At 41.8% G+C, this 23,337-nt stretch carries 23 protein-coding genes, 1 other RNA gene and 1 pseudogene; 11 read left to right on the plus strand and 14 right to left on the minus strand.

Translation table 11 applies throughout. From position 1 onward, the window contains the following. Positions 1–78: 78 nt before the first annotated feature. The 5 genes from HWQ44_RS12430 to HWQ44_RS12450 all read right to left on the minus strand — a co-directional run bounded on the left by HWQ44_RS12430 (position 79) and on the right by HWQ44_RS12450 (position 2,838). On the minus strand, positions 79–888 hold the full coding sequence (locus HWQ44_RS12430) for a class I SAM-dependent methyltransferase (protein ID WP_292718890.1): 810 nt from the start codon (positions 886–888) through the stop codon (positions 79–81). Then, positions 872–1,261: a DUF120 domain-containing protein gene (locus HWQ44_RS12435; RefSeq protein ID WP_292718892.1), complete on the minus strand. Its 390-nt coding sequence runs from the start codon at positions 1,259–1,261 to the stop codon at positions 872–874. Before HWQ44_RS12435 ends, HWQ44_RS12430 begins: the two co-directional genes overlap by 17 nt. 126 nt (positions 1,262–1,387) lie before the next feature. After that, positions 1,388–1,996: a TetR/AcrR family transcriptional regulator gene (locus HWQ44_RS12440; RefSeq protein WP_292718893.1), complete on the minus strand. Its 609-nt coding sequence runs from the start codon at positions 1,994–1,996 to the stop codon at positions 1,388–1,390. 114 nt (positions 1,997–2,110) lie between these two features. After that, entirely contained in the window at positions 2,111–2,614 is a 504-nt protein-coding gene (locus HWQ44_RS12445) for a GNAT family N-acetyltransferase (RefSeq protein WP_292718895.1), read from the minus strand. A gap of 44 nt (positions 2,615–2,658) precedes the next feature. Continuing rightward, the gene (locus tag HWQ44_RS12450) at positions 2,659–2,838 is read right to left on the minus strand and encodes a hypothetical protein (RefSeq protein ID WP_292718897.1); all 180 of its coding nucleotides are present in this window, start codon (positions 2,836–2,838) and stop codon (positions 2,659–2,661) included. 322 nt (positions 2,839–3,160) lie between these two features. Here HWQ44_RS12450 and HWQ44_RS12455 point away from each other — a divergent pair, with 322 nt between their 5' ends. After that, complete coding sequence (locus tag HWQ44_RS12455; RefSeq protein ID WP_292718899.1) at positions 3,161–3,646, plus strand: sulfur transferase domain-containing protein; 486 nt, start codon at positions 3,161–3,163, stop codon at positions 3,644–3,646. Positions 3,647–3,773: 127 nt separating this feature from the next. Here the strand turns inward: HWQ44_RS12455 and HWQ44_RS12460 are convergent, their stop codons facing one another. After that, positions 3,774–4,097, minus strand: coding sequence for a hypothetical protein (locus HWQ44_RS12460; RefSeq protein ID WP_292718901.1), 324 nt, complete (start codon positions 4,095–4,097; stop codon positions 3,774–3,776). A gap of 635 nt (positions 4,098–4,732) precedes the next feature. Here HWQ44_RS12460 and HWQ44_RS12465 point away from each other — a divergent pair. From HWQ44_RS12465 to HWQ44_RS12495, 7 genes are all read left to right on the plus strand, one after another. Continuing rightward, positions 4,733–5,224, plus strand: a complete 492-nt coding sequence (locus tag HWQ44_RS12465; RefSeq protein WP_292718957.1) for a pentapeptide repeat-containing protein — start codon at positions 4,733–4,735, stop codon at positions 5,222–5,224. Next, entirely contained in the window at positions 5,221–6,375 is a 1,155-nt protein-coding gene (locus tag HWQ44_RS12470) for a 5-(carboxyamino)imidazole ribonucleotide synthase (RefSeq protein ID WP_292718958.1), read from the plus strand. The genes HWQ44_RS12465 and HWQ44_RS12470 overlap by 4 nt, the downstream gene beginning before the upstream one ends. 60 nt (positions 6,376–6,435) lie before the next feature. Further along, positions 6,436–6,619, plus strand: a non-coding RNA gene (gene ssrS / locus HWQ44_RS12475) — 6S RNA. 279 nt (positions 6,620–6,898) lie between these two features. Beyond that, positions 6,899–8,164: a pitrilysin family protein gene (locus HWQ44_RS12480; protein ID WP_292718903.1), complete on the plus strand. Its 1,266-nt coding sequence runs from the start codon at positions 6,899–6,901 to the stop codon at positions 8,162–8,164. A 94-nt stretch (positions 8,165–8,258) separates the two neighbouring features. Continuing rightward, on the plus strand, positions 8,259–9,530 hold the full coding sequence (locus HWQ44_RS12485; RefSeq protein ID WP_292718905.1) for a pitrilysin family protein: 1,272 nt from the start codon (positions 8,259–8,261) through the stop codon (positions 9,528–9,530). Positions 9,531–9,764: 234 nt separating this feature from the next. Further along, positions 9,765–10,694: a peptidoglycan-binding domain-containing protein gene (locus HWQ44_RS12490; RefSeq protein WP_292718960.1), complete on the plus strand. Its 930-nt coding sequence runs from the start codon at positions 9,765–9,767 to the stop codon at positions 10,692–10,694. Positions 10,695–11,213: 519 nt separating this feature from the next. Beyond that, on the plus strand, positions 11,214–11,567 hold the full coding sequence (locus tag HWQ44_RS12495; protein WP_292718907.1) for a phage holin family protein: 354 nt from the start codon (positions 11,214–11,216) through the stop codon (positions 11,565–11,567). A gap of 5 nt (positions 11,568–11,572) precedes the next feature. On the opposite strand, the gene HWQ44_RS12500 is transcribed toward HWQ44_RS12495, so the two are convergent. From HWQ44_RS12500 to fdhD, 3 genes are all read right to left on the minus strand, one after another. Continuing rightward, positions 11,573–12,037 (minus strand): cobalamin biosynthesis protein, encoded by a 465-nt coding sequence (locus tag HWQ44_RS12500; protein ID WP_292718909.1) that lies wholly within the window; start codon positions 12,035–12,037, stop codon positions 11,573–11,575. Between the two features lie 37 nt (positions 12,038–12,074). After that, positions 12,075–12,638: a Uma2 family endonuclease gene (locus tag HWQ44_RS12505; RefSeq protein WP_292718911.1), complete on the minus strand. Its 564-nt coding sequence runs from the start codon at positions 12,636–12,638 to the stop codon at positions 12,075–12,077. Between the two features lie 200 nt (positions 12,639–12,838). Beyond that, entirely contained in the window at positions 12,839–13,678 is an 840-nt protein-coding gene (fdhD, locus tag HWQ44_RS12510; RefSeq protein WP_292718913.1) for a formate dehydrogenase accessory sulfurtransferase FdhD, read from the minus strand. 270 nt (positions 13,679–13,948) lie between these two features. On the opposite strand from fdhD, the gene HWQ44_RS12515 reads away from it, so the two are divergent. From HWQ44_RS12515 to HWQ44_RS12525, 3 genes are all read left to right on the plus strand, one after another. Further along, the gene (locus tag HWQ44_RS12515; RefSeq protein ID WP_292718915.1) at positions 13,949–15,079 is read left to right on the plus strand and encodes a serine hydrolase; all 1,131 of its coding nucleotides are present in this window, start codon (positions 13,949–13,951) and stop codon (positions 15,077–15,079) included. 453 nt (positions 15,080–15,532) lie between these two features. Continuing rightward, complete coding sequence (locus tag HWQ44_RS12520; protein WP_292718917.1) at positions 15,533–18,526, plus strand: UPF0182 family protein; 2,994 nt, start codon at positions 15,533–15,535, stop codon at positions 18,524–18,526. Between the two features lie 117 nt (positions 18,527–18,643). Continuing rightward, positions 18,644–18,826 (plus strand): hypothetical protein, encoded by a 183-nt coding sequence (locus HWQ44_RS12525; protein ID WP_292718919.1) that lies wholly within the window; start codon positions 18,644–18,646, stop codon positions 18,824–18,826. Between the two features lie 57 nt (positions 18,827–18,883). Here the strand turns inward: HWQ44_RS12525 and HWQ44_RS12530 are convergent, their stop codons facing one another. The 5 genes and pseudogenes from HWQ44_RS12530 to HWQ44_RS12550 all read right to left on the minus strand — a co-directional run bounded on the left by HWQ44_RS12530 (position 18,884) and on the right by HWQ44_RS12550 (position 23,224). Then, positions 18,884–19,351, minus strand: a complete 468-nt coding sequence (locus HWQ44_RS12530; RefSeq protein ID WP_292718921.1) for a hypothetical protein — start codon at positions 19,349–19,351, stop codon at positions 18,884–18,886. A 103-nt stretch (positions 19,352–19,454) separates the two neighbouring features. Then, complete coding sequence (locus HWQ44_RS12535) at positions 19,455–19,757, minus strand: hypothetical protein (RefSeq protein ID WP_292718923.1); 303 nt, start codon at positions 19,755–19,757, stop codon at positions 19,455–19,457. Between the two features lie 268 nt (positions 19,758–20,025). Next, a complete protein-coding gene (locus tag HWQ44_RS12540; RefSeq protein WP_292718925.1) occupies positions 20,026–21,429 on the minus strand; it encodes a glycoside hydrolase 100 family protein in 1,404 nt (467 codons plus the stop codon). A gap of 62 nt (positions 21,430–21,491) precedes the next feature. Beyond that, positions 21,492–22,316 (minus strand): annotated as a pseudogene (locus HWQ44_RS12545) (SDR family oxidoreductase). A 254-nt stretch (positions 22,317–22,570) separates the two neighbouring features. Beyond that, complete coding sequence (locus HWQ44_RS12550) at positions 22,571–23,224, minus strand: class I SAM-dependent methyltransferase (protein WP_292718927.1); 654 nt, start codon at positions 23,222–23,224, stop codon at positions 22,571–22,573. Positions 23,225–23,337 lie beyond the last annotated feature (113 nt).

The following is a 23,337-nucleotide window of genomic DNA, read 5'->3' on the forward strand; positions in this document are numbered from 1 at the left end:
TTGAATACCCCATTTTCAACCCTAAACTGTTTCAATGCACCTAATTTCTGTTGATTCTACTTGCTCGTCTAAAAGATATCAAATGGGTTCTATAGAGGGTTCGGTTTCTAACCAACGAATCGCTTCTAAAAGGCGATCGCGGCGACCTACATCATTCCAGTGTTCCTGAAAGTTTTGTAATAACCAGCCTGACCCTTCAATCGCTAAAATCTTTTCAAAATGTAAACCCGCTTCTTCAACCTCTGCTCTGAGTTCTTCTGGATGATGAAAGAAGGTTTTTGTAAAGTAGCGAGGATGGTTGTTTGGGTTGCGGTGTTGACCATCAATCAAATCTTGTTTAACAATCTCTACAAACTCTGGATCATCTAAATGTCCCCGAAATAATCCATCTAAGGTTGAAGCAAAGCGAGAAACTCCCACCGCGAAAGCAAAACCTCCAGTTTTTAAGAGCCGATGAGTTTCACGCAAAGCAATAATCCGATCTGTGCGTTCAGTCAGATGATAGAGAGGCCCAAGTAAGAGAACAGCATCAACACTATTATCCGCCCGATTCAGTTGCCGAGCATCTCCAACAGCCAAACTAGCTAGAGGATATTCTGGTTGAGCTTGAGACAAATGTCGGGCTTGCTCTATGTGCAAAGGAACTGTATCAATGAGATGGACTTCATAGCCCTGTTGAGCAAGCCAAAAAGAATAGACCCCAGCGCCACCGCCAACATCGAAAATCACTGCGGGAGAAGGCGGTAGATAGCGGCTAATAAGTTCTTGGCTTCGGGCTAATTCCAGCAAACCTGCACCTTTTGATAACCGCTCTTGCTCCCGACCACTGGCGTAATGGATTAACGCTTCATCTGCAAGCAGATTGTTTAATTCAGATAAATCTGACATCGTGAATCTCAACTTCAATCAAATCATTATCTTTAAGGTTATATACCTCCCGAAGTTTCACATCGCAAGCTATCTCAATAATTGTTTTCGGATGATCTCCACTTTCAGTATTGTTTTTGTCTGTTCTTAAGATAAAAGCATCTCTGCTAAATATCTTACAGGGAACAATGCTTACAGAAACAGTCCCTCCATATTCTTCCTTTTCCAGACGGATAACATTTTTTGGGAGATAGTAAGGTTGATCTAACTGAATATTTAAAGTTCCAGGAAAGAATTTCATTCCCGTTTTTCTCAAGTAATATTCTTGGAGTTTATCAATCCAGTAAGAAAAGTTTCCTAAACCAATAACAACCTTACCTTTCAAGATTTTCATATATCTTTATTTTGGGAAATAGGCTGGTATTTACATAGATTTAACTTAATAGATCGTCAACTCCCAATCACTGCTGTTGCCATAAATTGTCTAATTTGGCTCATGCCTTACAGCTGCATTGACAACTTAGAGGGGAGTGGCACTGATACCGCGCACAAAAATATCTACGCAGGTTTCGATATAGTCTTCACAGCTATAGCTACCTTGATTGAATTTTACACTGCGGCATAGCATTCCAGCTAACAGCATTCCTGTAAACATATCGACAGCCGGAAATGGATCGAGTTCTGCTCTGACGGTGCCTCGTTTCTGACTCGATTGCAGGTAAGCTACCAGTTTTTCCGCTAAAGGCTTGGCAGCTTCTTGAATCACTTGTTTAGCTGCCTCTGGATGACGTTTGGCTTCTCCAATGAAGGTACGAATTAAGTCCTCCTGTGTCTCTAGCATAGTATTATAAAGATGGGCATAGTGTTTTAAATCAATTTTTAGATCCTGCGTCCATGCTTCGGGGTGTGCAAGAGCTTCTGTCTGGAGTGCCAAAGCATTTTTCATTACTGCTCCCAGAAGTTGTTCTTTGCTAGCAAAGTGGCGAAATAAAGTCACCTCATTCACACCAGCAACACGAGCTATTTCTCTGGTAGTTGCTCCTTGAACACCTAAACTGGCAAATACCTGCAAGGCGGCTTCTATCAAACGTGTACGGGTGAGAGTTGATGAACGAATGGTTTTATGCATTTATGCTGGCAAGTACTTACTTACATCATAAGATTATGTAGAAAAAGTGGTTGTAATTTGGGGAAAATAATCTTGATGCCAGTATTTTTAAAGTTATTGAAAATATTTACCTTCTCAAATTGATTTCGGTGCGATAACTAATGATTTACTCATTTTAGTAACTGGAACAACTATCCCACTTCTTAAATAATGAGGTGCTTTTTGGATGGCAGTAAATCCTAGTCGTAAATAAAACCCTTCAGCATAAAGGCTAGCAGTTGTAATTACCTTATCTATACCTTGCTCAGTTGCTTCGTCACAAAAATGTTGAACTAAAGCACGGCCAATTCCTTTACCTTGATATTTAGGATGGACATACAGCCCGATCAGTTCATCAACAATGAAACTAGCAAAACCTATAACAACATCTCCCTCGATCGCAACCCAAAAAGATTCTGCTTTCATACTCTTCAAGATATTTGAACCATCAGGTTTGTCGCGGTAATTACGCCAAGCTAAAAGTTCTTTTTGGGTGTAGAAAGTTGCAGGCAGAGCTTTGATAGCAGCAATATGAATTGCACTCAGTGCCCAAGCATCTATTTCCTGGGCAGGTCGAAGAGATATTTCGTTAGCGTTCATAGGCTCAGGGCTGGCATTCAGATTATACCATTTTGGATTGTGTACTACTGAAGCAAGCTACGCACAGCGTCTCTTGCTTCGAGTGTTTCCGCCAGCATATATAATAATTGCGCCTTTGGTAATTTGACAAAGACTTCGTAGGGTTCCGTAAAATCTAACTGCGTCACATTTGGGAACAATACTATTCCAATGGATAGAGAAGAGATTTGTTCTGTAACAGTCATTATTTATACCCTTGTCCTCGAAAATCTTGAGCAAATTGTTCCCCCAACTTGCTCAATAGTATAACTCCTGAAATATAATCTCCGGTAATTTTATCGACAGAAAGTATAATAAACTTTAATCTCCGGTAAGTTTATCGATAAACCGTATATTATGGATAAAGCAATCAAATAACCTACCTCAAAAGACATATTTTGAAGTAATCAAGCAATATCTTGTGATATTTAGCTAATTTTGCCGTTTTTATTTGAATATCTTCTCAAAGCTTGCTTCCTTAGGGTATTTACCAAGCTGGAAGACATTAGAAAGTCAAAAGGAGTGAATGTGATCAACGCCATACAAATTAACGAAAACTTGACAACCACAGGACAAATTATACCGAAACAGCTTGAGCAAGCTATTCAAGAAGGTTTTAAGTCCGTTCTCAATCTGCGATCGCCTGATGAACTAGGATTTTCCAAAGATGAGCAAAAAGTAGCAGAAGCATTGGGGCTGTATTATCAAAATGTTCCACTCAAGGTGGATCTGAAAAATTTGAATGAAGAGGTGATTACCAAAATCCTCACGACACTCGAACAAATCCCAAAACCAGCAGTTGTCCATTGTGCCGCCGGTATGCGCTCGACTGGAATTGCGCTGCTGAGTATCGCTATCCAGGAAGGATTAACACCAGAGGAAACCTTAACAAAAGCTAGAAATCTGGGCTTTGGATTCTTTGAACACGCTGGCGTTAGTCCCCGATTGAAGCAATTATTTGTGGACTACGTTAACAAACACGCGAAGGTAGCTGTACCTGCTAGCTGCTCTTAGGTGTTAGTCATTTCTAATTGTTATGTCCGAATAGAGTAGACGGCTACTATACAAATCATTAAATTAAAAACTGCTCTTGCTAAAAGTAGACAAGAGCAGTTTTTAATAGCAAAGCCAAAATAAAAATTTAGGCATCTTCAAGTTCAAATTGAGCCACCGTAACGGCGTTAAAAGCGAAAGCTAAAACTAATGGCATCGGCGACTGAAACCAAAAGGTAAAAAGAACAGCTAGGATTGTGCCAGTTACTGCGGACATTGACCACAATCGTTCTTCAAAAGTCAGCCCTTTTTCGGCTTTAATCACTCTAAGAACATGAACTGGAATTGGTTCTGGCATTACCCCACCCGGAGGGAAAGCCCAGAAGTTGTTACGTCGCTCAACAAATAAATCTGTCCAGCCATTTTCTTGGCACCATGCCTCAATCCATTGAAGTGAGTAATGATTCATCATCGGGTTTGGGAGTTCGGTTTGTGGAAATTGTGTACTTGGTGAATGTAAACTCTTGGAGATTCCTGAAGAACTAACTAATCGCTATAAAATTAACGCTAATTATCGAACTTTTAAGCTTTGTTAAGCAATTGAGACGCATATAATTTCGCTCAAACCTTGCTTTCATTAATTAAAAGACTAACAGTTGATTGGATCTGTTGAATTTAAAAGACAACAAACTTTACTTGAAAAATGGAAAGTCAAGAATTGTAAATAACTCAGTGAGTATTACTGCTCAAGAAAACTCTTTATATCTTGAAATTCAAATCTAAAAATGAAGAATTGTGAACAAATCAATGATTGTGGGCGTAGCTCGTTATAGACATTGCTGTAACTCCTACTTAGTCATTTGCATCAGCATTTGGTAATAATTTTCCTGATATATAACTTTAGTGCGATCGCTCTTAAACTACCGCTCTCGATCGCAGGTTGTTCAGTCACACCCTTTTTGCGTTACAAAATATTAAGCAAGGAAAATATACATCTTCCAAGTCCAGTAGCAAGATTGTGAGTCTCAATTAGGATGATCCAGTCTTGCTAATATTCAAATGCGGTAAGCTTAAATGCAGCGATTAGACACCAAATTGACTCTCGATATGTTTTGGCGGCAAGGGTTGGCGTTCCTTCTGGGAATGATTATATGGTGTGTGGCTGATCCCGCACTGGCAGTAGACTGGACTCATCCATTGTCATTTAGCAATGCAGAGTTATCAAGACGTGATTTTTCTGGTGAAAGTTTGCAAGCTGCGGAGTTTTCTAACGCCAATATGGAAATGGCTAATTTTACAAACGCTGACTTGCGGGGAGCAGTCATGAGTGCTTCGGTGATGACAAAAGCAAATCTCCACGGAGCGGATTTAACTAATGCAATGGTTGATCAGGTAAACTTGACTAAGGCAGATTTGAGCGATGCAGTTTTCAAAGAAGCTCTTTTGCTCCGTGCCATCTTTAATGATGTGAATATAGACGGTGCAGATTTTACAGATGCAATTTTGGATAGGGCACAAATCAAAGAACTGTGCGAAAAAGCCAGTGGTGTAAATTCCAAAACAGGCGTGCAAACTCGTGATTCTCTAGGATGTCAATGAAGCGTGTTGGTGTAATTGGTGGCGGACAACTTGCCTGGATGATGGCGGATGCAGCACAGAAGCTAGGAGTAGAATTAGTAGTACAAACTCCAAGCGTTCACGATCCGGCCGTGTCTATTGCTCAGGAAATCGTTTTCGCCCCGGTAGATGATGCCAGTGCTACAGAAATATTAGCTCAAAAATGCGATGTCATTACCTTTGAAAACGAATTTGTTAACCTGCAAGCTTTATCTTTTTTAGCACAGCAAGGCGTTTGTTTTCGTCCCAAATTAGAAGCTTTAGCTCCTCTTTTAGATAAATATCATCAACGTTGCTATTTACGCGAATTGGGCTTACCAGTTCCTCAATTTTTCGCCCTTGACGAGGGAGAAAATCTTAAATCAAAAATAGAATATCTAGGTTTTCCAGCAGTCCTCAAATCCAGACGCCACGGTTATGACGGTCAAGGTACTTTCATAATTCAGGATTTTGCTACTTTAGAGCAAAAGCTAAGTTATGAAACCAAAACACAAACTTTAAATCAATCACTTTTCTTGTTAGAAGAATTTGTCCCTTTTGAACGGGAACTAGCAATAATTGCAGCTCGTTCTGTAGAGGGAGAAATTGTCACTTACCCAGTGGTAGAAACTCAACAAGAACAACAAGTATGTCGGCGGGTGATTGCGCCAGCCGAGATTACGCCCAATCAAGTAGCAGAAATCCAAGCGATCGCACATACTCTATTAAATAGCTTAGAAGTAGTGGGAATTTTTGGAATTGAACTGTTTCTCAGTGCTGATGGCAAAATTCTGGTAAATGAAATTGCACCGCGTACCCATAATTCTGGGCATTTTTCTCTTGACGCTTGCGAAACTTCCCAGTTTGAGCAACACCTCAGAGCCGTTTGTGGTTTACCTTTAGGAAATCCAGCTTTGCAGTGCGCTGGTGCTGTAATGGTCAACCTACTAGGGTATGAAAATTCTCACAGCGACTACCAAAGCCAGCGTCTAAAAATAGCAGAAATTCCCCAAGCGCACGTTCACTGGTATGGAAAGACAGAATCACGTCCTGGGCGAAAGTTGGGACATGTCACTGTTTTGCTGGATAATCAGAATCAAGAATCGGCGGACTCCATCGCCCACACCATAGAATCTATCTGGTATCCCAGATAAATAGATCGGAAAGTTTCGATATTGAACACACAACATCTTTTGAAAAGCTATAATGAGTGAGTTGCACTACGACGTTGGTGACTGCCATCAAGTTTTTTGATCTATGCCTTTAATGACAAGGGAGTCAACTGTTCTCGTGGCAGTATACCGGGCATGTACCCGGAAACTTTAAACGAGGAATTTAGGTTCCCACCTGGATAAACCCAGGTCATAAACTTAGGTAAAACGGCGTCGCGGTGAACTTAAAATTATTAGCTCCCAAAGTTAGTTAGAACTTGGGAGCTTTAGTTGTTAAAATCAGTATTACTTATAAGACCAATCAGAAATTCAAAACTAAAAATCTGAAACTACGCAGATTAAGCATTTTAGCTGTATTAATCAAACAAATTTGAGCTTTATTGTAGAGACATTGCAATATAACCTCTGACTAAAAACAAAATCTGTATACCTTGATTCTAAATTAGGTATCGTTCAGAGTTAAGATGACAAAATTGCGTTAAATTGTGGTTAAAGCTACAAAAAATTGTTAAAACAACTGACTAATACCGTATTTCCAGCCTCGGTCTTCCGACTAGAGAGTGGTTTAACTTTTATTCATCAAGAAATTCCCACTACCCCTGTAGTTGTAGCGGATGTTTGGGTGCGTGCTGGAGCCAGCCTAGAGCCAGAACCGTGGTTCGGTATGGCGCACTTTTTAGAACACATGATTTTTAAAGGTACGGCGACACTACCCCCTGGAATGTTCGATTACAAAGTTGAAAATCGGGGTGGTGTAAGTAATGCGGCGACAAGCTATGATTATGCTCATTATTCACTCACCACAGCAGCCCCTTATTTAAAAGATACTCTGCCCTACTTGGGAGAACTACTGCTCAATGCGGCAATTCCAGAAGATGAATTTAGCCGCGAACGGGACGTGGTGCTAGAGGAAATTCGCTCTTGTCAGGACGATTCCGACTGGATAGGATTCCAAACTCTGATTCAAAGCATCTATCCGCATCACCCTTACGGACGTTCGGTGCTGGGTACTGAGCAAGAATTGATGCAGCAGTCACCAGAGGCAATGCGTTGTTTTCACCGCACTCACTATCAGCCGGAAAACATGACGGTGGTGATTGCAGGAGGTATAGCCCAGCAACCAGCTTGGGAAATGGTAAATGATTCATTTGCTGATTTTGCCGAACGCTCAAATTGTCCACAGTTTGAGAAAGTGGCAAAGCCAGTGATAACAGGAATTCACCGTCAAGAACTGTGTTTACCACGCATAGAGCAAGCGCGATTGTTGATGGCGTGGCTTGTACCAGGAGTAGAAGAAATCCGCACTGGCTATGGTTTAGATTTGTTATCAGTGTTATTGGCAGAAGGGCGGACTTCGCGTTTAGTGCGTGATTTGCGAGAAGATTTGCAATTGGTACAGGGAATTTGCAGTAGTTTTTCTCTACAACGGGAATCAAGTTTATTTACAATAACTGCCTGGTTGGAACCAGAAAATCTGGAGGAAGTTGAGTCCTTGATTTGCGCTCATTTGGATGATTTGCAAACTAGAGGAATTAGTGAACAGGAACTTGCCCGCACACGCAGGCTGCTATGTAATGAGTATGCGTTTTCTACCGAAACGCCAAATCAGTTGACGGGGCTTTATGGGTATTACAGTACCATCGCCCAAGCTGAATTAGCTGTGACATATCCCCAGCAGATTCTGTCTTTTGATGCCCAAGAACTGCAAAAATTAGCTAAACAGTATCTCTCGCCGGAGAATTACGCGATTACTGTACTTAAACCGTGTTAATCATTAGTCATTAGTCATTAGTCATTAGCAAAAGACAAATGATAACTGACAAAGGACAAATGACAAAGGACAAATGACAAAGGACAAATGATAAATGACAACCTTGCTGCAAAAATCGCCTATTCATCGCACCGTATTGAACAATGGCATTGTCGTGCTGGTGGCAGAAAATCCTGCTGCGGACATTATTGCAGCGCGAATCTTTGTGCGTGCTGGTAGTTGTAACGAAAACCGGGAGCAAGCAGGGTTGGCACATTTGCTATCGGCAGTAATGACAAAGGGATGTGATGGACTTTCTAGCTTGGAAATTGCAGAAATTGTCGAGTCTGTAGGAGCGAGTTTGAGTGCGGATGCTGGCACTGATTATTTTTTGCTATCTTTCAAGACGGTAACATCCGATTTTGCAGAAATTTTAGCATTGGCAGGGCGGATTTTGCGATCGCCTACTTTTCCCGAAACTCAAGTGGAACTAGAACGCCGTCTAGCACTCCAAGATATTCGTTCGCAAAAAGAGCAACCGTTCACCGTCGCTTTTGAACAAATGCGGCAGGTAATGTACCAAAATCATCCATACTCGATGTCAGTGCTAGGCGATGAATCCACCATGAGCCGCTTAACTCGTGAGGATTTAGTAGATTATCACCAAACTTATTTCCGTCCAGATAATGTAGTAATTAGTATTGCTGGTAGAGTCACATCTACAGATGCAGTGGCATTGGTGGAAGAAGTTTTTGGTGATTGGCAAGCCACAGCCCAAGCACTGCCAATACTGAATTTACCTGAAATTAAGATAGAACCGCAGGTAAGGCTGAAGCCAGTACAGACGCAACAATCAATCGTGATGCTCGGTTATTTGGGAACATCGGTGAGTTCTGTTGACTACGCCCCATTGAAGTTGCTGTGTACCTACTTGGGAAATGGGCTTTCTAGCCGCTTGTTTGTCGAATTACGGGAAAAACGAGGTTTAGCTTACGAAGTATCTGCATTTTACTCTACAAGGCTATTCCCAGCGTCGTTTGTAGTTTACATCGGTACAGCGCCAGAGAATACCAGCATTGCCCTAGAAGGACTGCGTACAGAAGTAGATTTACTATGTACTACCGAAATATCTGAAAACGCACTCCAAGCTGCTAAAAACAAGATCCTGGGGCAGTACGCCTTGGGTAAACAAACGAACGGGCAAATTGCTCAAATATACGGTTGGTATGAAATTTTGGGCTTAGGAATTGATTTTGACACCAAGTTCCAAGAATTGATTGCGGCGGTGAGTGCCAAGGATGCGATCGCTTCAGCTTGTAAGTATTTAAAAGAGCCTTACTTATCTTTAGTTGGTCAAGAAGAAGCAATTAATCGAGCGATCGCATAGGCAGGCTTATTCTAATTCCCTGCTTTTTGAGAAGGGTTAAAAAGCAAGCGGATTGAATTATGTGCCGCAGCTACGCCCGTCGAAGACATCGTAAATGGATCAGCTGTTTTTTAGACCAAGCGGCTGTACCATTAGCATGAGAATCTTCTGGGAGTAAATTCCGTGCAAAGCAGCCTGACAGCAAGTATTTTGAGTTACTTAAAATTACTAGACCCAACTGTAAACCGCTGTAGAATGGAAAAACGGCAAAAGGGTTGGTGGCCAAAGAGGTCTAAATCTTTATCAGCCATTGAAATACTCTTGTTCTCCACTACGCCTCTCTTGATTGCCTCAACGGCTGTAGTATCAATAGCAGCACCACAAAAAATTGCTCAAGTAAATCCTGGAGATAGCATCAATCGCCCTACCCTCAAAGTTGGTAGTCAAGGCGAACGCGTGGCTGAACTTCAAGCAGCTCTGAAACTTTTGGGTTTTTACTCTGGTGCTGTAGATGGTACATATAGTGAGAATACAGCCAGTGCTGTTACCCGATTTAAACAAGCAGCTGGTTTGAATCCAGATGGCATTGTTGATGCCAGCACTTGGCAACGACTTTTCCCAAAAGAACCTGTGGTAGCATCAACAGTCCCTTCATCCCAGCCAAGATTTAACTCAGCTACAAATTTTCCTGTTCCAACTCAGGCTAGCAACCTCACCAACGTTGCAAATCCTAACCCCAACCCTCCAAGAAAAGCTGTAACACAAGTTGCGACGAATCCTGAAGCAAGACCAAGACCTACTACCCCAAAAAAAGCTGTAACACAAGCTGCGACTAACCCTGAGCCAAGACCTGCTACCCCAAAAAAACCTACAACTTCCAGCACACAAAAAACGCCGAATCGTACTACATCAACTACTCGAACTCAGCCAAACACAACTACTAAGCGAACCCCTGGTATTCAATACACCTCAGAAGGATTGCCAATTTTGCGTGTAGGATTACGTGGTTCTGAAGTTGTTAAGTTGCAACAACAACTGAAAAAGCTTGGTTTTTTAAAAGGCGATGCCGATGGAGACTTTGGCGCGACAACCGAAGCAGCTGTGAAAGCTGCACAAACGCGCTATGGTTTAGAACCTGACGGTGTAGTTGGTGGCTCTACCTGGGAGGTTCTTTTGCGGCGTTAGCCGTACTAGGGAGCATAGCCAGCTTCTCCCTTTGGGAGAGGCTAGTGCCAAGAAAGAAGACTGCAACCTCCTTACCGCAGAAGCGTCTACAGACTTGTCTCCACTCTAGAAAACTGGATAACTTATTTCTTGCAAATCCCCAAGATAAGTAGTCAGACAGAATTAATTACACAATGTCATTGCGAATGGGATTGCTTCATTCCGCTTCGCTCGCAATGACTGTAAATATTTTTGTCCGACTACTTACAGAGGTTTTTCAATTTCGAGAAACCTCCGTAAGGGTTTTGCGCTTCACACCACTTTTTAGGAATTCACTGCGGTACATCCTGCAATACGATAAAGATACGCCGATTAGAAGTATCTCTCTATGCCAGCACTGAAAAATTACATTGCTTTTGGGCTGATAAGAGAGTGTAACAACTTTAGGAGCTAGATACAACTACGCCTGATAGTGTTACAGATCACAGATGGCAATAGTGAAATTAATTAAACTTACTGCTAATTCCTCTAAAAAAACTTATGCAACACTTTTTATTAACTTGGCTCGGTACTGCGATCGCGTTATTCATTACTGCTAATATCGTTCCGGGATTCTTTATCAAGAATTTTGTCACTGCCTTAATTGCTGCCCTTGTTATTGGTCTAGTTAATGCATTTATTAGACCAATTTTGCAGATTTTGACGTTTCCGATTACCTTACTCACCTTTGGTTTATTTACATTGGTGATTAACGCCTTAGCCCTTTGGCTGGCAAGTGTCCTAACTCCTGGTTCTGGCTTTGAAATTCAGGGCTTTTTACCTGCTTTGTTAGGTTCAATTGTGCTAGCAATTGTTTCTAGTGTAATTAACTATTTTTTGAGAGTTGTTGACTAGAAAAATTAGTCAATTGTAATACTAATATTTGAAGCTTGAGCAACAGCTAGTGTTACCGCTCCTGGTTGGCCTTGTAGCTGGAAATTTTTCTTAGTAACTAAGAGTCTCACCTGTAATTTCTCCATATTTGGAAAGGGGAAAACAGTCAACGATGTGAGTTGAGAAGCTGCAAGAATAGCAGCGGCCTCTGCTACGCTAGGTGTACCTACTTTATGGTCAGTAATTGTGGCAGGGTTAGGGACACAGACAGAGCTAAGGATTTTTGCCGAAAAGGTTTTTAGAGGCCAATTGCGGAGATTGCAAAGTTCTACTAAGCCGACTTCTGAGGCTTTAGTGTCAATGGTAGCAATACCTGCGATCGCACTTGGAAAAAGTTGATTTTCTCGAAACACTTGCTCAATTGCCCAATCAATCAACTGCCATGATGTTCCTCGCTTACAACCTATTCCTACCCATAAAACCTGTTGCACTCGGCCTATTTCCTTATTCAATTCGTCAGAATTTGGTTTACTCCAACAGCCAACCAAATAAATCTCCCACCGTCAGCCTCAACTCACTTGCAAAATCTGGTACAGCAAGTAAAGCATCTAGTTCATCTAACATGATTGGTTGTTGATTTCGGATGTACACAAATATTGTTTGTTCTTCTGGATCGATCAGCCAACCCATTTGTGTCTCATGATTCAGGCAATGTAAAATATTTTTTGTAACTTTCGTTTGTCTTTGGTCAGGAGAAAGGATCTCGATAGTCCAATCGGGAGCAGCTTGGAATAAGTTAGCAACTTGACCATTCTGATCACGGGGAATTCTTTGCCAAGTAAAAACAGAAATATCTGGCACTATTGACCTTCCGCCAAAAGTACACCGCAGTTCTGGAAAAGCACGAGCAATTCGCTTGGGCTTGACTGTTAAGTTGACAGTGCTAACCATTTCACCTTGAATTATACTGTGCTTTCCCTGTGGCATAGGTTTTTGAATGATTTGACTATCAATGTATTCACTAGCAGGCTTTGTTTCTGGTAGCATCATAAACTCTGCTAAAGTTATGTTTTTTGATGGTGTCCGTACCATTTGCGATCGCCTCCAATAATAGACCTGTCGGGAAATAGCGAGAAAAATCGCTGAAAACCTTGTGACACAGGAACTATAGCTATTTATAGTAAAGTTGATTGGAAGGCTTGCTCTATAAAGCTTTCAAAGATTTCTTGCTTTATTTCCCGACAACTCTAATATATCCTCTTCAAAGTCGAGCAATTCTAATTAATCTACAATTAAGCAGCCTTTATTCTTTGCAAACCAGTGTAAACATTGAACCGTTCTCCGCGCAGGAATCCAATTAAAGTAATCCCGAATTCCTTGGCGACAGACACCGCCAAACTACTGGGAGCGGAAACAGAACAGACGATGGGAACTCCAGCAGTTGTAGACTTTTGCAAAATCTCAAAACTAGAGCGTCCGCTAACTAGGACAATACAATTATTTAAAGGCAACTCGTCACTGAGCAAAGCTGTACCAATCAATTTATCCAAAGCATTGTGTCGTCCAACATCCTCCCACAGGTTTAACAGTTGTCCTTGAGCATCGAAGGTAGCCGCAGCGTGCAAACCCCCTGTAGCAGTGAAGATACCTTGAGCAGCCCGGAGCTTGTCTGGTAGGCTATAGATGATCTCAGGTGTTACCGTCGGGCCAGAGGGAATTACTGGACATCCCCGCAGACGCAAAGCCTCTAGGCTAGCTTTACCACACACTCCACAGGCGCTACTAGTGTAGAAATGACGCTCCAAAGGCTGTAGGTCTGGAATCAACCCATCCCGCAGTTCTACATTTACGATGTTATGGCGCTGCTCACCATCTACTAATTCATCTACGCAGTAGCTGATCCGTCGGATATCTTCTCTACAGCTAACGACTCCTTCACTGTAGAGAAAACCAGCAGCTAGTTCAAAATCTGCCCCTGGTGTTCGCATTGTTACAGCTACCGTCTTCTGGAAAGGAACAAGACGAATTTCCAAAGGTTCCTCAGTAGTGAGATGATCTAAACGAGGCCGTACTTGACCTTTTTCCACTACCCAGACAGTGGCTTTGGTCTTGCTTTTAGTTGGCATTCTCATATTTGTGAAAGTTGGGAAATTTAAATTTTGATACTAATCTGGAAACAGAGTAATGCTATTTGTATATCAGATGTCAAAGTAATTCATAGTTACAATCAGTAGGGTCTTGTATCCTCTTAATTAAGAATTATGAATTAGTAATTATTTGGTCAGATTGATGCTCACCAACTACTTTGTGCCGTTGAGCTAGATCGACTAGGTTTCTGTTTAGGAAGTAAAATGAACCTAAAATTTTTGGTTTTCAGGAAAATTATATTTGCAATAGTCTTTGTGATTTCCCTTGGTTTTACAGGATACTTAGTGGGTGATAACATTAGTCAGAGAGTAATTGAAAAATCTCTTGCTAAACAAGTCATATCTACCTCCACTGTAGGAAAAAGTTCTCAACTACAGAAACTTTTAAATGAGATAGTTATAGAACAGCGAATTCCCGGTGCAGTAATGTATATTACTACACCGAAAGGTTCTTGGCTGGGAGCATCTGGAGTGAATAACTTATCAACTAAAACCCGGATGAAACCCACGGATGGCTTTGCCATTGCCAGTATGAGTAAAACTTTTATGGCAGTGGTTGTGCTGAAATTAGTGGAGCAAGGGAAGATAGGATTAGATCGGGCGATCGCAACCTACTTACCAAGAGACATCACTCCTCATATTGTCAACAGCGACAAAATTACAGTTCGTCAACTGCTCAACCATACCAGTGGTGTTGCTGAATACCTAGAAACAAAAGAGTTTATTCAAGCTACTGCCAAAAGAAGTCGCTCACAGCCTTGGACAGCCAGAGAAGCTATTCAGTATATGTATAAAGAGCAACCGCAGGCAAATCCTGGAGAAAAATTTATTTATACTGATTGCAACTACATTCTTTTGGAACTGATTGTTGAAAATATCACTAGAGGAACTCTCGCCCAAGCAATCCGCAGTCAGATTTTAAAACCATTAGGATTAAAACATACCTTCACGGAATTGCGCGAACCGACAATTGGAGAAGTCGCTACAGGTTATGGCGATCGCAATAAGGATGGTAAGCTAGATAGCTACGCCAAAGTCAATGATGGTAATGGTTTGGGAGATGGTGGATTAGTTTCAACAGCAGAGGATTTAGCCAAGTTCGCCAAAGCGTTATTTGTCAAAAAAACCTTACTTTCCTCGAAGATGATGAAACAAATGCTGAAATTTAAAGATAATGGCGTAGGCTACAGCTATGGGTTGGGTGTAGAACGATTTTCATCTCCTTTAGCAAAAGCAATTGGGCATAGTGGTACAGCTTATGGCTTCGTAACATTGCTTGCATATATCCCCAATCAAAATACCACTATAGTAGTGCTGCTAAACAATCAAAATGTTGATATTAAATCAGTAGCTAAGACAGGTCTAGAGGTTGTAGAGAATCATTGATAGTAATTTGTAATTACTGACGTTTCGCTCATTTGCAGAGAAGCTTCTCAACTTTGGGTAATGTCTGGATATGAGCAAAACCTTTACAGTCACAAATATTAGTTAAAGTTTTAACTTTTATCTTTGCTTTCCTATATATTTAGGATATAGGCTTTAAGGCTTTGCTGAATTCAGCTATTGTAGAAAGTAGTGATAATTTTTGGAAAAGTATCAACGGGTCGCAGCGAAGAGTCTCCCACCAACGAGTACGGATAGTGAGGGAGGAACACCGCTCCGGGATTGGCTACTGGGGATTGAGAAAACATTCCAAAAGATGTTCGGGGTTAGAGCCAATTTCATAATTTTTGGTTTGAAATACGACTACCCCAATGCCTAATGCTTAATCCCCAATCCCTTTTACATACTTTCCTTATACAGTAAGGTTAGCTTTGCAGATAGTTTGGCTGCCACAAAATGTATTGGAAATGGGGCTTTAGACTATTAATAGGATTCTTGGGGCTGTGGCTACTGTTGGATCTGGGTTCGCGCCTGGGAGCAGATATTTTTTGGTTTCAGGAAGTTGGCTATCTCCAAGTATTTCTGTTGAGGGTGCTGACTCGTGGTGTTTTGTGGGTAGTGGTGGCTGGGATAACTGCTACCTATCTACTGCTAAATCTGGCTCTAGCACAACGGCTAAAATATCCCCAGTCTCTGAAAATTGAGTCAGCAGAACAAAGCCGTGAATTAACAAATTTTCTCAGTCCTGATTATCGAAAACGCAACGAAACCCGGATACTGACGCCGCAACGCTTTCAACCATTAAAATTGCGCTGGTTATTACCTCTAACTCTGGTACTGAGCTTGTTGATCGGGTTGATAGTGGTTCACTATGGTCAAATTGCTCTTTTTTACTGGCATTCTCCAGTTAATCAGGGTATTCTCCCCATTCCTGCCCTATTTCGACCAGAGACAATCTGGCAACTCTTGAGGCAGATTGTCTCTCATGTCTGGTATCTCGGTTTAATTGGGGGATTAGCGATCGCAATTTTAATCTATCCCCAATTTTTATTAACTGCGATCGCAGTTTTGTTCTGCCCCATTTTTGCGTTCATCCTATTCCAGCACTGGCCAAAGGTACTGCAATATTTCCACCCCACTGTTTTCAACAGCACTGAGCCTTTATTTGGTCGAGATATCAGCTTTTATGTATTTTCCTTACCGTTTTGGGAACTGCTAGAACTTTGGCTGATGGGATTATGTTTGTATGGCTTCGTCGCCGTTACTCTCACTTATCTTTTGTCAGGGGACAGTTTGAGTCAGGGAATTTTCCCTGGTTTTTCGCCCCAGCAGCAGCGTCATTTATATGGTATGGGTGGCTTATTGATGCTGGTAGTGGCTCTGAGTTATTGGCTGAGTCGCTATGAACTCGTGTATTCTACCCGTGGAGTAAGTTATGGTGCCAGCTATACGGATGTAACAGCCCAAATGCCAGCTTATACCGTCTTGTGTATCCTGGCAGTAGCGATCGCCTATTACCTACTTTGGCGAACATTTTTCTGGAAACCCAAATCTCAGTATCGCCGCTTGGTGTTTTACAGCTTAGGGGTTTATCTAATATTAGTTGCAGCAACTGATGTTGTTCTACCTGCTGTAGTGCAATATTTAATTGTCCAACCTAATGAGTTGCAACGAGAGCAACCCTACATTCAGCGGACTATCGCCTTGACTCGTCAAGCATTTGATCTAGAGGCGATCGATGCCAAAACTTTCAACCCACAAGGAACATTAACTGAAGCTGATATTCAAAAGAATGCCTTGACAATTCGCAATATTCGCCTGTGGGATGAGCGACCACTGTTAGAAACTAACCGACAACTGCAACAAATTCGACCGTATTATCAGTTTCCCGATGCCGATATAGATAGATATACTCTAGTAACAGATGAAACTTCACGCCGACCATCTGCTTTGCCAAAACCGCCAGAATCTAAGCAGAAACCAGTTGAACCAACAGAACGGCGGCAGGTATTGATTGCCGCACGAGAACTAGACTACAGTGCTGTACCACAGGAAGCTCAAACATGGGTTAACCGCCATTTAATTTATACCCACGGTTTTGGGTTTACTGTTAGCCCAGTTAATACAGTTGGGCCGGGTGGGCTACCAGAATATTTTGTCAAAGATATTAGCGGTGATAGTAGCGCCCTGACAACTTCTAGTGAAGCGATTCGTCAAAGTATTCCCATTGGGCAACCCCGGATTTATTACGGTGAGATTACTAATACTTATGTGATGACTGGCACAAGAGTTAGAGAGCTAGACTACCCTAGTGGTAGCGACAATGTTTATAACTATTACGATGGTCTGGGTGGTGTTGAAATTGGTTCAGCATGGCGGCGCTGGCTATTTGCAATGTATTTGAAAGATTGGCAGATGGTGCTGACGCGGGATTTTTTGCCAGAGACAAAAGTGCTACTGCGACGAAATGTCAAGCAAAGAATTCAAGCGATCGCACCTTTTTTGAAATTTGACAGCGATCCCTATTTAGTAGCTGCTGCTGCTAATCAAGATTTCCCCAGTAATGCCAGTTATCTTTACTGGATTGTTGATGCTTACACAACGAGCGATCGCTATCCTTACTCAGACACTGGTAGCGATGGGATTAACTACATTCGCAATTCTATCAAAGTAGTGATTGATGCTTACAACGGCACTGTGAACTTTTATATTGCCGATCCAAGCGATCCGATCATTACCACTTGGTCAAAGATATTTCCTAAAATGTTCAAACCGCTCAGTACAATGCCAGTTAATCTCCGCAGTCATACCCGATATCCGGTGGACTTTTTCAAAATTCAATCTGAGCGGTTGATGACCTACCACATGACCGACCCCCAGGTATTTTACAACCGAGAAGACCAATGGCAAATTCCTAACGAAATCTATGGCAGTGAACCCCGTCCAGTAGAGCCGTACTATTTGATTACTAGTTTACCCACTGTAAACTTTGAAGAATTTATCCTGCTTCTGCCCTACACTCCCAAACAACGAACTAATTTAATCGCTTGGTTAGCGGCGCGATCTGATGGCAAGAACTACGGTAGACTAGTGCTATATGTCTTTCCTAAAGAACGCTTGGTCTACGGGCCAGAGCAAATCGAGGCACGGATTAACCAAGACCCAGTAATTTCCCAGCAAATTTCTCTGTGGAATCGTCAGGGTTCGAGAGCCATTCAAGGCAATTTACTAGTAATTCCCATTGAGCAATCGCTGCTGTATGTTGAGCCAATCTATCTAGAAGCCACACAGAATAGTCTGCCAACTTTGGTGCGGGTAGTCGTGGCTTACGAAAACCGGATTGTCATGGCACAAACCTTAGAACAGGCATTGCAGGGAATTTTTAAACCAGAAGTTACACCTGCTCCTCCGATTATCCGTCCTTTTGAAGAAGCAGCCCCGCCAGGTTAAGCGATTTTAAGACTAAATAATTATATTGCAGGCGACAGTGAGCGATAGCCATTAACAAAATTTATTGCAACAGACATAGTTTAATGGTTCAACATATTTAATAGACACTAAAAGTTAATGAACATGGTACAAAGTAACCAACTAGAGATTCGCCACATTAATCCTAAAGTGAGGCAGTTGATTAAAATGTACGCCGATGTTAATAACTGTACGCAATCTGAGATGTTGGAGCGCATTGTTTTGGAGTGGAATGCCCAACAAAGCGAGAGCGAGCGACCGCCAGGAGACGAAGATGAATAGCTTTTTGCTACAATTGTTAATCGGCTTCTAGCGATAGATTTTTATTAATTTGACTCTCTAATTCAAGAAAAATTTTCCAGAGATTGGGTCTTTTTTGAGGGATTGAATAAAATCCCTTAGAGTCATCATGCTACCCGTTAAGGTGAATTTGGGAGTACCATTTTGAGCCACGATTCTCACCTCACCGTCTTGGATCTGAATTTTATTTTTAATGCTATCCCATAGAGTATCAAAGCTCTCATCATCCTTGCAACCATTGGCTTCAAGGAATCTTTGGCGGACTTCTATTTTTAGTGCTAGTGCTTCTGCTGCTTGAGTCCGCGCCTCAAAGTGCTTAACGACATCTTCATAAGCACTCTCTCTGAGAGTTTTGTTTTCAGCCTGAACTTGCTCTAACTGAGTTTTTATGGCTTGGAGTTGGGACGCTAAAGCGGCTGATTTGTGGTATTCAACTTTTAAGGCTTGCTTTGCATTGGCTAACAAAGTTTTATAATCTAGCTGATCTTGACTTTTTTCGGATTGCATTTTTATCTCTCGATCAACAGATTTTTGGTAAGAAACTCTCGTCAGTTATATGACAAAACTGGCGAGAGTTTAGTAAATATTATGTGGGTTATCTAAGTATTAGTTATTTCACCAATAATGGTGTTTCAGAGGTAGGATTTTCCTGGATACTACTTAAACAAGAACTAATATGTAAGCGGATAGCTCGCTCATAAACTCCAGTCTGCTGAGTGCGTACCCCTACAGCCTGATATATTAAGTTAATTTCTGGAAATTCAGACCAATACATCAAAAAAATGTCTTTAGCTGGAGTAATAATTTCATAATTATTCTCTTGTCTTTTCTTTCTAAGTTTACAATTATTTAGTTGTAATTTTTGTCTGAATAGTTTTTCAAATTCTGGAATTAAATCTGAAGTAGTTTTCATGTGTTATCCACGTTAAAACGTGTTAATTATGCAAAGACTATCTGGTGATATTACTAAGTATGACACTTCAGATACCTCTTACAATATAGTGTATCAGTTATCGAGTCTTTGAGAATTTGAGGTTGCTTTTCCCTTTTCACAATGAAAGAAGAGGGCTAATTCCTGCTCAAGTGGGGACTGGGGACTGGAAAAATAGTTAGCAGAGACACCCTGATAATTACACTGCTAAATAATCTTCGGGCTAGAAGCCCTGGGGGGCATTCAGTACCTACAGGCTACAGCCTGGGACTTCAAGACCCTCTGCAAAGCTGATTAATTCCAAGTGATCTGGATTTTCCAGCAACTTTTTGGCTGCTAGCAATCCGGCAATGCTCCAAGTTTGATAAATTCTGGCTTCTTTGCCAATCAAACGACCATTGTTGCCATCGTAGTATTCCGGGAATTTATCCTTAAATAAACGCCTTTCGGCAATGGCGATCGCAGCTTGAGCAAGTTCTGTTCGACCTGCTTTCAGTGCCGCAGCAGTAAATAACCACAGTAAAACGGGCCAGTTACCGCCGTTGTGATAAGACCAAGCCCTGTTCTTAGAGTCACATCCTGTAACAATTCTCCACTCTAAACCTTCCATTGCTGGAAAGCAAATTTTAACAGGCATATAGCCGATCAAGTCTTGCCAACGTTGGGCGAATAAATTCATAATGCTTTGAGATTCTTTTTCGCCGGCTAAGGAAGTTAAGATTGCCATCAGATTTCCCAGAGCAAAAAAGCGAAAATCTATCCGTCCCGGCCCCAAATTTCCGGCTAAATACCCTCCAGTTTCGGGCAACCACTCGGTCAACCAACTGGGGATTGATTCTGAGTTGATGTTGAATTTATTAACAATTTCTTTACCAAATTCGTTGTCTTTGTAACGATAGATTTCCCCCAATCGCTTCAAGTCTAGCCAGTAATAGTTACGGATATGATACTTCAAAGATCCCAATCGCCTATTGACTTTGCCCAGATAACTATCGCCATCTCCATCTGGTAAAAGCAATTCACTAGCAGCCCTGAGGGACGCATAGAATAACACCTGAATTTCTAGAGGATGTTCGTAGACTCCCATCCGACGGTCAATCATAAACGCGCCATCAGGAACTAACATTGTTGGGTACATGGAAAAGCGATGTACCAGGCAAAGATCCAAAATTAACTTGATTCCGGCTTGAAAATCTGGCTGACGCGCTAGGGACAAATCGCCTGTAGCTTTTTCATAAGCCCGTAGCAGGAGAATCCACCACATACAAGAATCAATTGGGGGAACACGAGCGATCGCCAGTTCACCAAAATCAGCGACCAAAAATTCCTCATTCCCCTTGGAATGTACTTTGAAACTTGCAGGCATTAATCCCGCTCCCGGTTCAAAGCAGTCTATCTGCTTTTCATGACTTTGTAATTTCAGTGTTTCTACTAAGAAGTTACGCACAATCTCTGCTTTGCCGTACATGAGAAACACCAAGGCAGAAGGGACAAAATCGCGGAGGAAGCACTGGTCATAATTGAGTGCATCTGACTCCGGATCGTGAGCAGCTACAGTACCAATGGGTTTTCCCTGGTAATAGATTACGGACTCTTCCAACAATTCCCAGGCTTCTGTTTCCAGTAGGCTGTTCTTATCGATGGCGCTAGTCATAGGCGTTTAATTCTACTAATGGTATGTGTCGGCTCAATTGTGGAAAGTACGCCAGCCCTACCTCAAGCTGACCAAGTTTCTCGAAAGTCAGCATATAGAGTCAATCCACCATCTACAAATAGCATTTGTCCGGTGATGTAGGCGGCTTCATCCGAAGCTTAAAAAGCTACTGCGACTGCCATCTCCTCAGAGGAGCCAGTACCCCGGATGTGACTTTCCACGTAGGCGTAGCCCGTTGTAGACATCGCCTTTTCTCTCTTCATCTATCCAGTCTTGATTCATTGGCGTGAGCGTTGCTTCGGAGCCAATGGCGTTGATACGAAATACCTTGGCTAGCATATTCCAAAGCTAAAGTTTTGGTCAGGTTTTCCATACCGCCTTTGCTAATAGAATAACTGACATACATCAGTCGCCCAATAATTTCGTGAACGCTGGAAATATTAATCATCACCCCCGGACGATGAAGAGACAGGAGGTGTTTAATAGTTTCAAGGACGCAGAGATAAGCACCCCAAAGATTGACTGCAATTACCCGATCAAAGTCTGCTGTGGTAACTTCGTGGGATGAACTTTCTGTATTGATACCAGCATTGTTAACTAGAATATCTAAACTGCCAAATTCCTTTACTACGGTGTTGACCATCTCAAACAATGTCAGATTTTTGAGAGACATCTCCCAGAACCAGCAGCGACTTCACACCATAATTTTTGATATTTCCGCGGGCTTTTTGCAATGCCATCTCTTCCGTGTCCGCCGCAGTTTCAGGGTATGAGCGGTAATTGATGGCGATGTTGCACCCTTGTTGAGCAAGTCTGATAGCGATCGCCTAACTGATTCCTGACGTTGCACCTGTAATTAAGACATTCTTCCCTTTAAACCCTATCATATTTCCTTCCTCAGCTGCTATTTGCACTTAGTCAAACAATTTTGGATTTTAGATTATTCCTTCAATTCAAAATCTCAAGTTGCTGCTGTCAACCCTCTAAGGAGGGAATTCAAAATTCAAAAATAGGTCTTTCATGATTTTGAATTTCTGATAGCATTTGCCGAAATTCCTGCTATTGATGTGTAGGGGCCTACAGTTGTACACCCCTACAGCTGATTTACTTGTTGCAAAGATTGTTGAAAATGGTATTAGTCCTAGCGCAAATTCGCTGGCACCTGTTCAGGAACTACCCAATAGTAAATAGTTTTGCCCTGTACGTTCAGCGTTTGCTGTGGTTTCCAATTGCCCATATCGAAGGCGTGGGAGACAATGCGAGTCCCAGGTTTAAGTTCTTTCAACAGCTTAGGACGAAGTTTGGCGTTGACTTCAGGCAGTAAGTAAAGTGTAACTACTGTTGCTTCACTAAAATCAGTGGTGAATAAGTCTTGTTGGACAAACTTCACGCGCTCGGTTACTCCTGCCTTCTTGGCATTCTCATTAGCTTCTTTGATGCGTTCGGGGTTAATATCTATACCGATACCGCGCGTACCATATTTTTGTGCAGCAGTATTTACAATTCGCCCATCACCACTACCTAGGTCATAAAGCACATCATTCTTACCCACTTTTGCCACTTGCAACATTGCATCCACCACTGGCTGTGGTGTAGGCACATAAGGAACATCGCCAGGACGTTCTTGGGCTTGAGTTGTAGGTGTAGGAGTTGCGGTTTCAGTCTGAGCCGTTAAATCTGTCGAAGGCTCTGTCCCGGCTTCCAAATCTTGCTGTGTCGGCGTACACCCAGCAATTCCCAAGCTGCTGATACTAACCCCTGTAACCAGTAAAAACAGAATTTTTTTGAAGTTCATAAATTATTCTCCTTGATTCAGTAGTTTGTGGTCAGTAGTTAGAAAAACAACTGATAGTCATAGAATTTTGAATTGCTTATAGTATGAGGTTTAGGTTGCACAATCCAAAATCC

The sequence above is a fragment of the Nostoc sp. JL34 genome (assembly GCF_017114945.1).
Lineage (GTDB): Bacteria > Cyanobacteriota > Cyanobacteriia > Cyanobacteriales > Nostocaceae > Nostoc.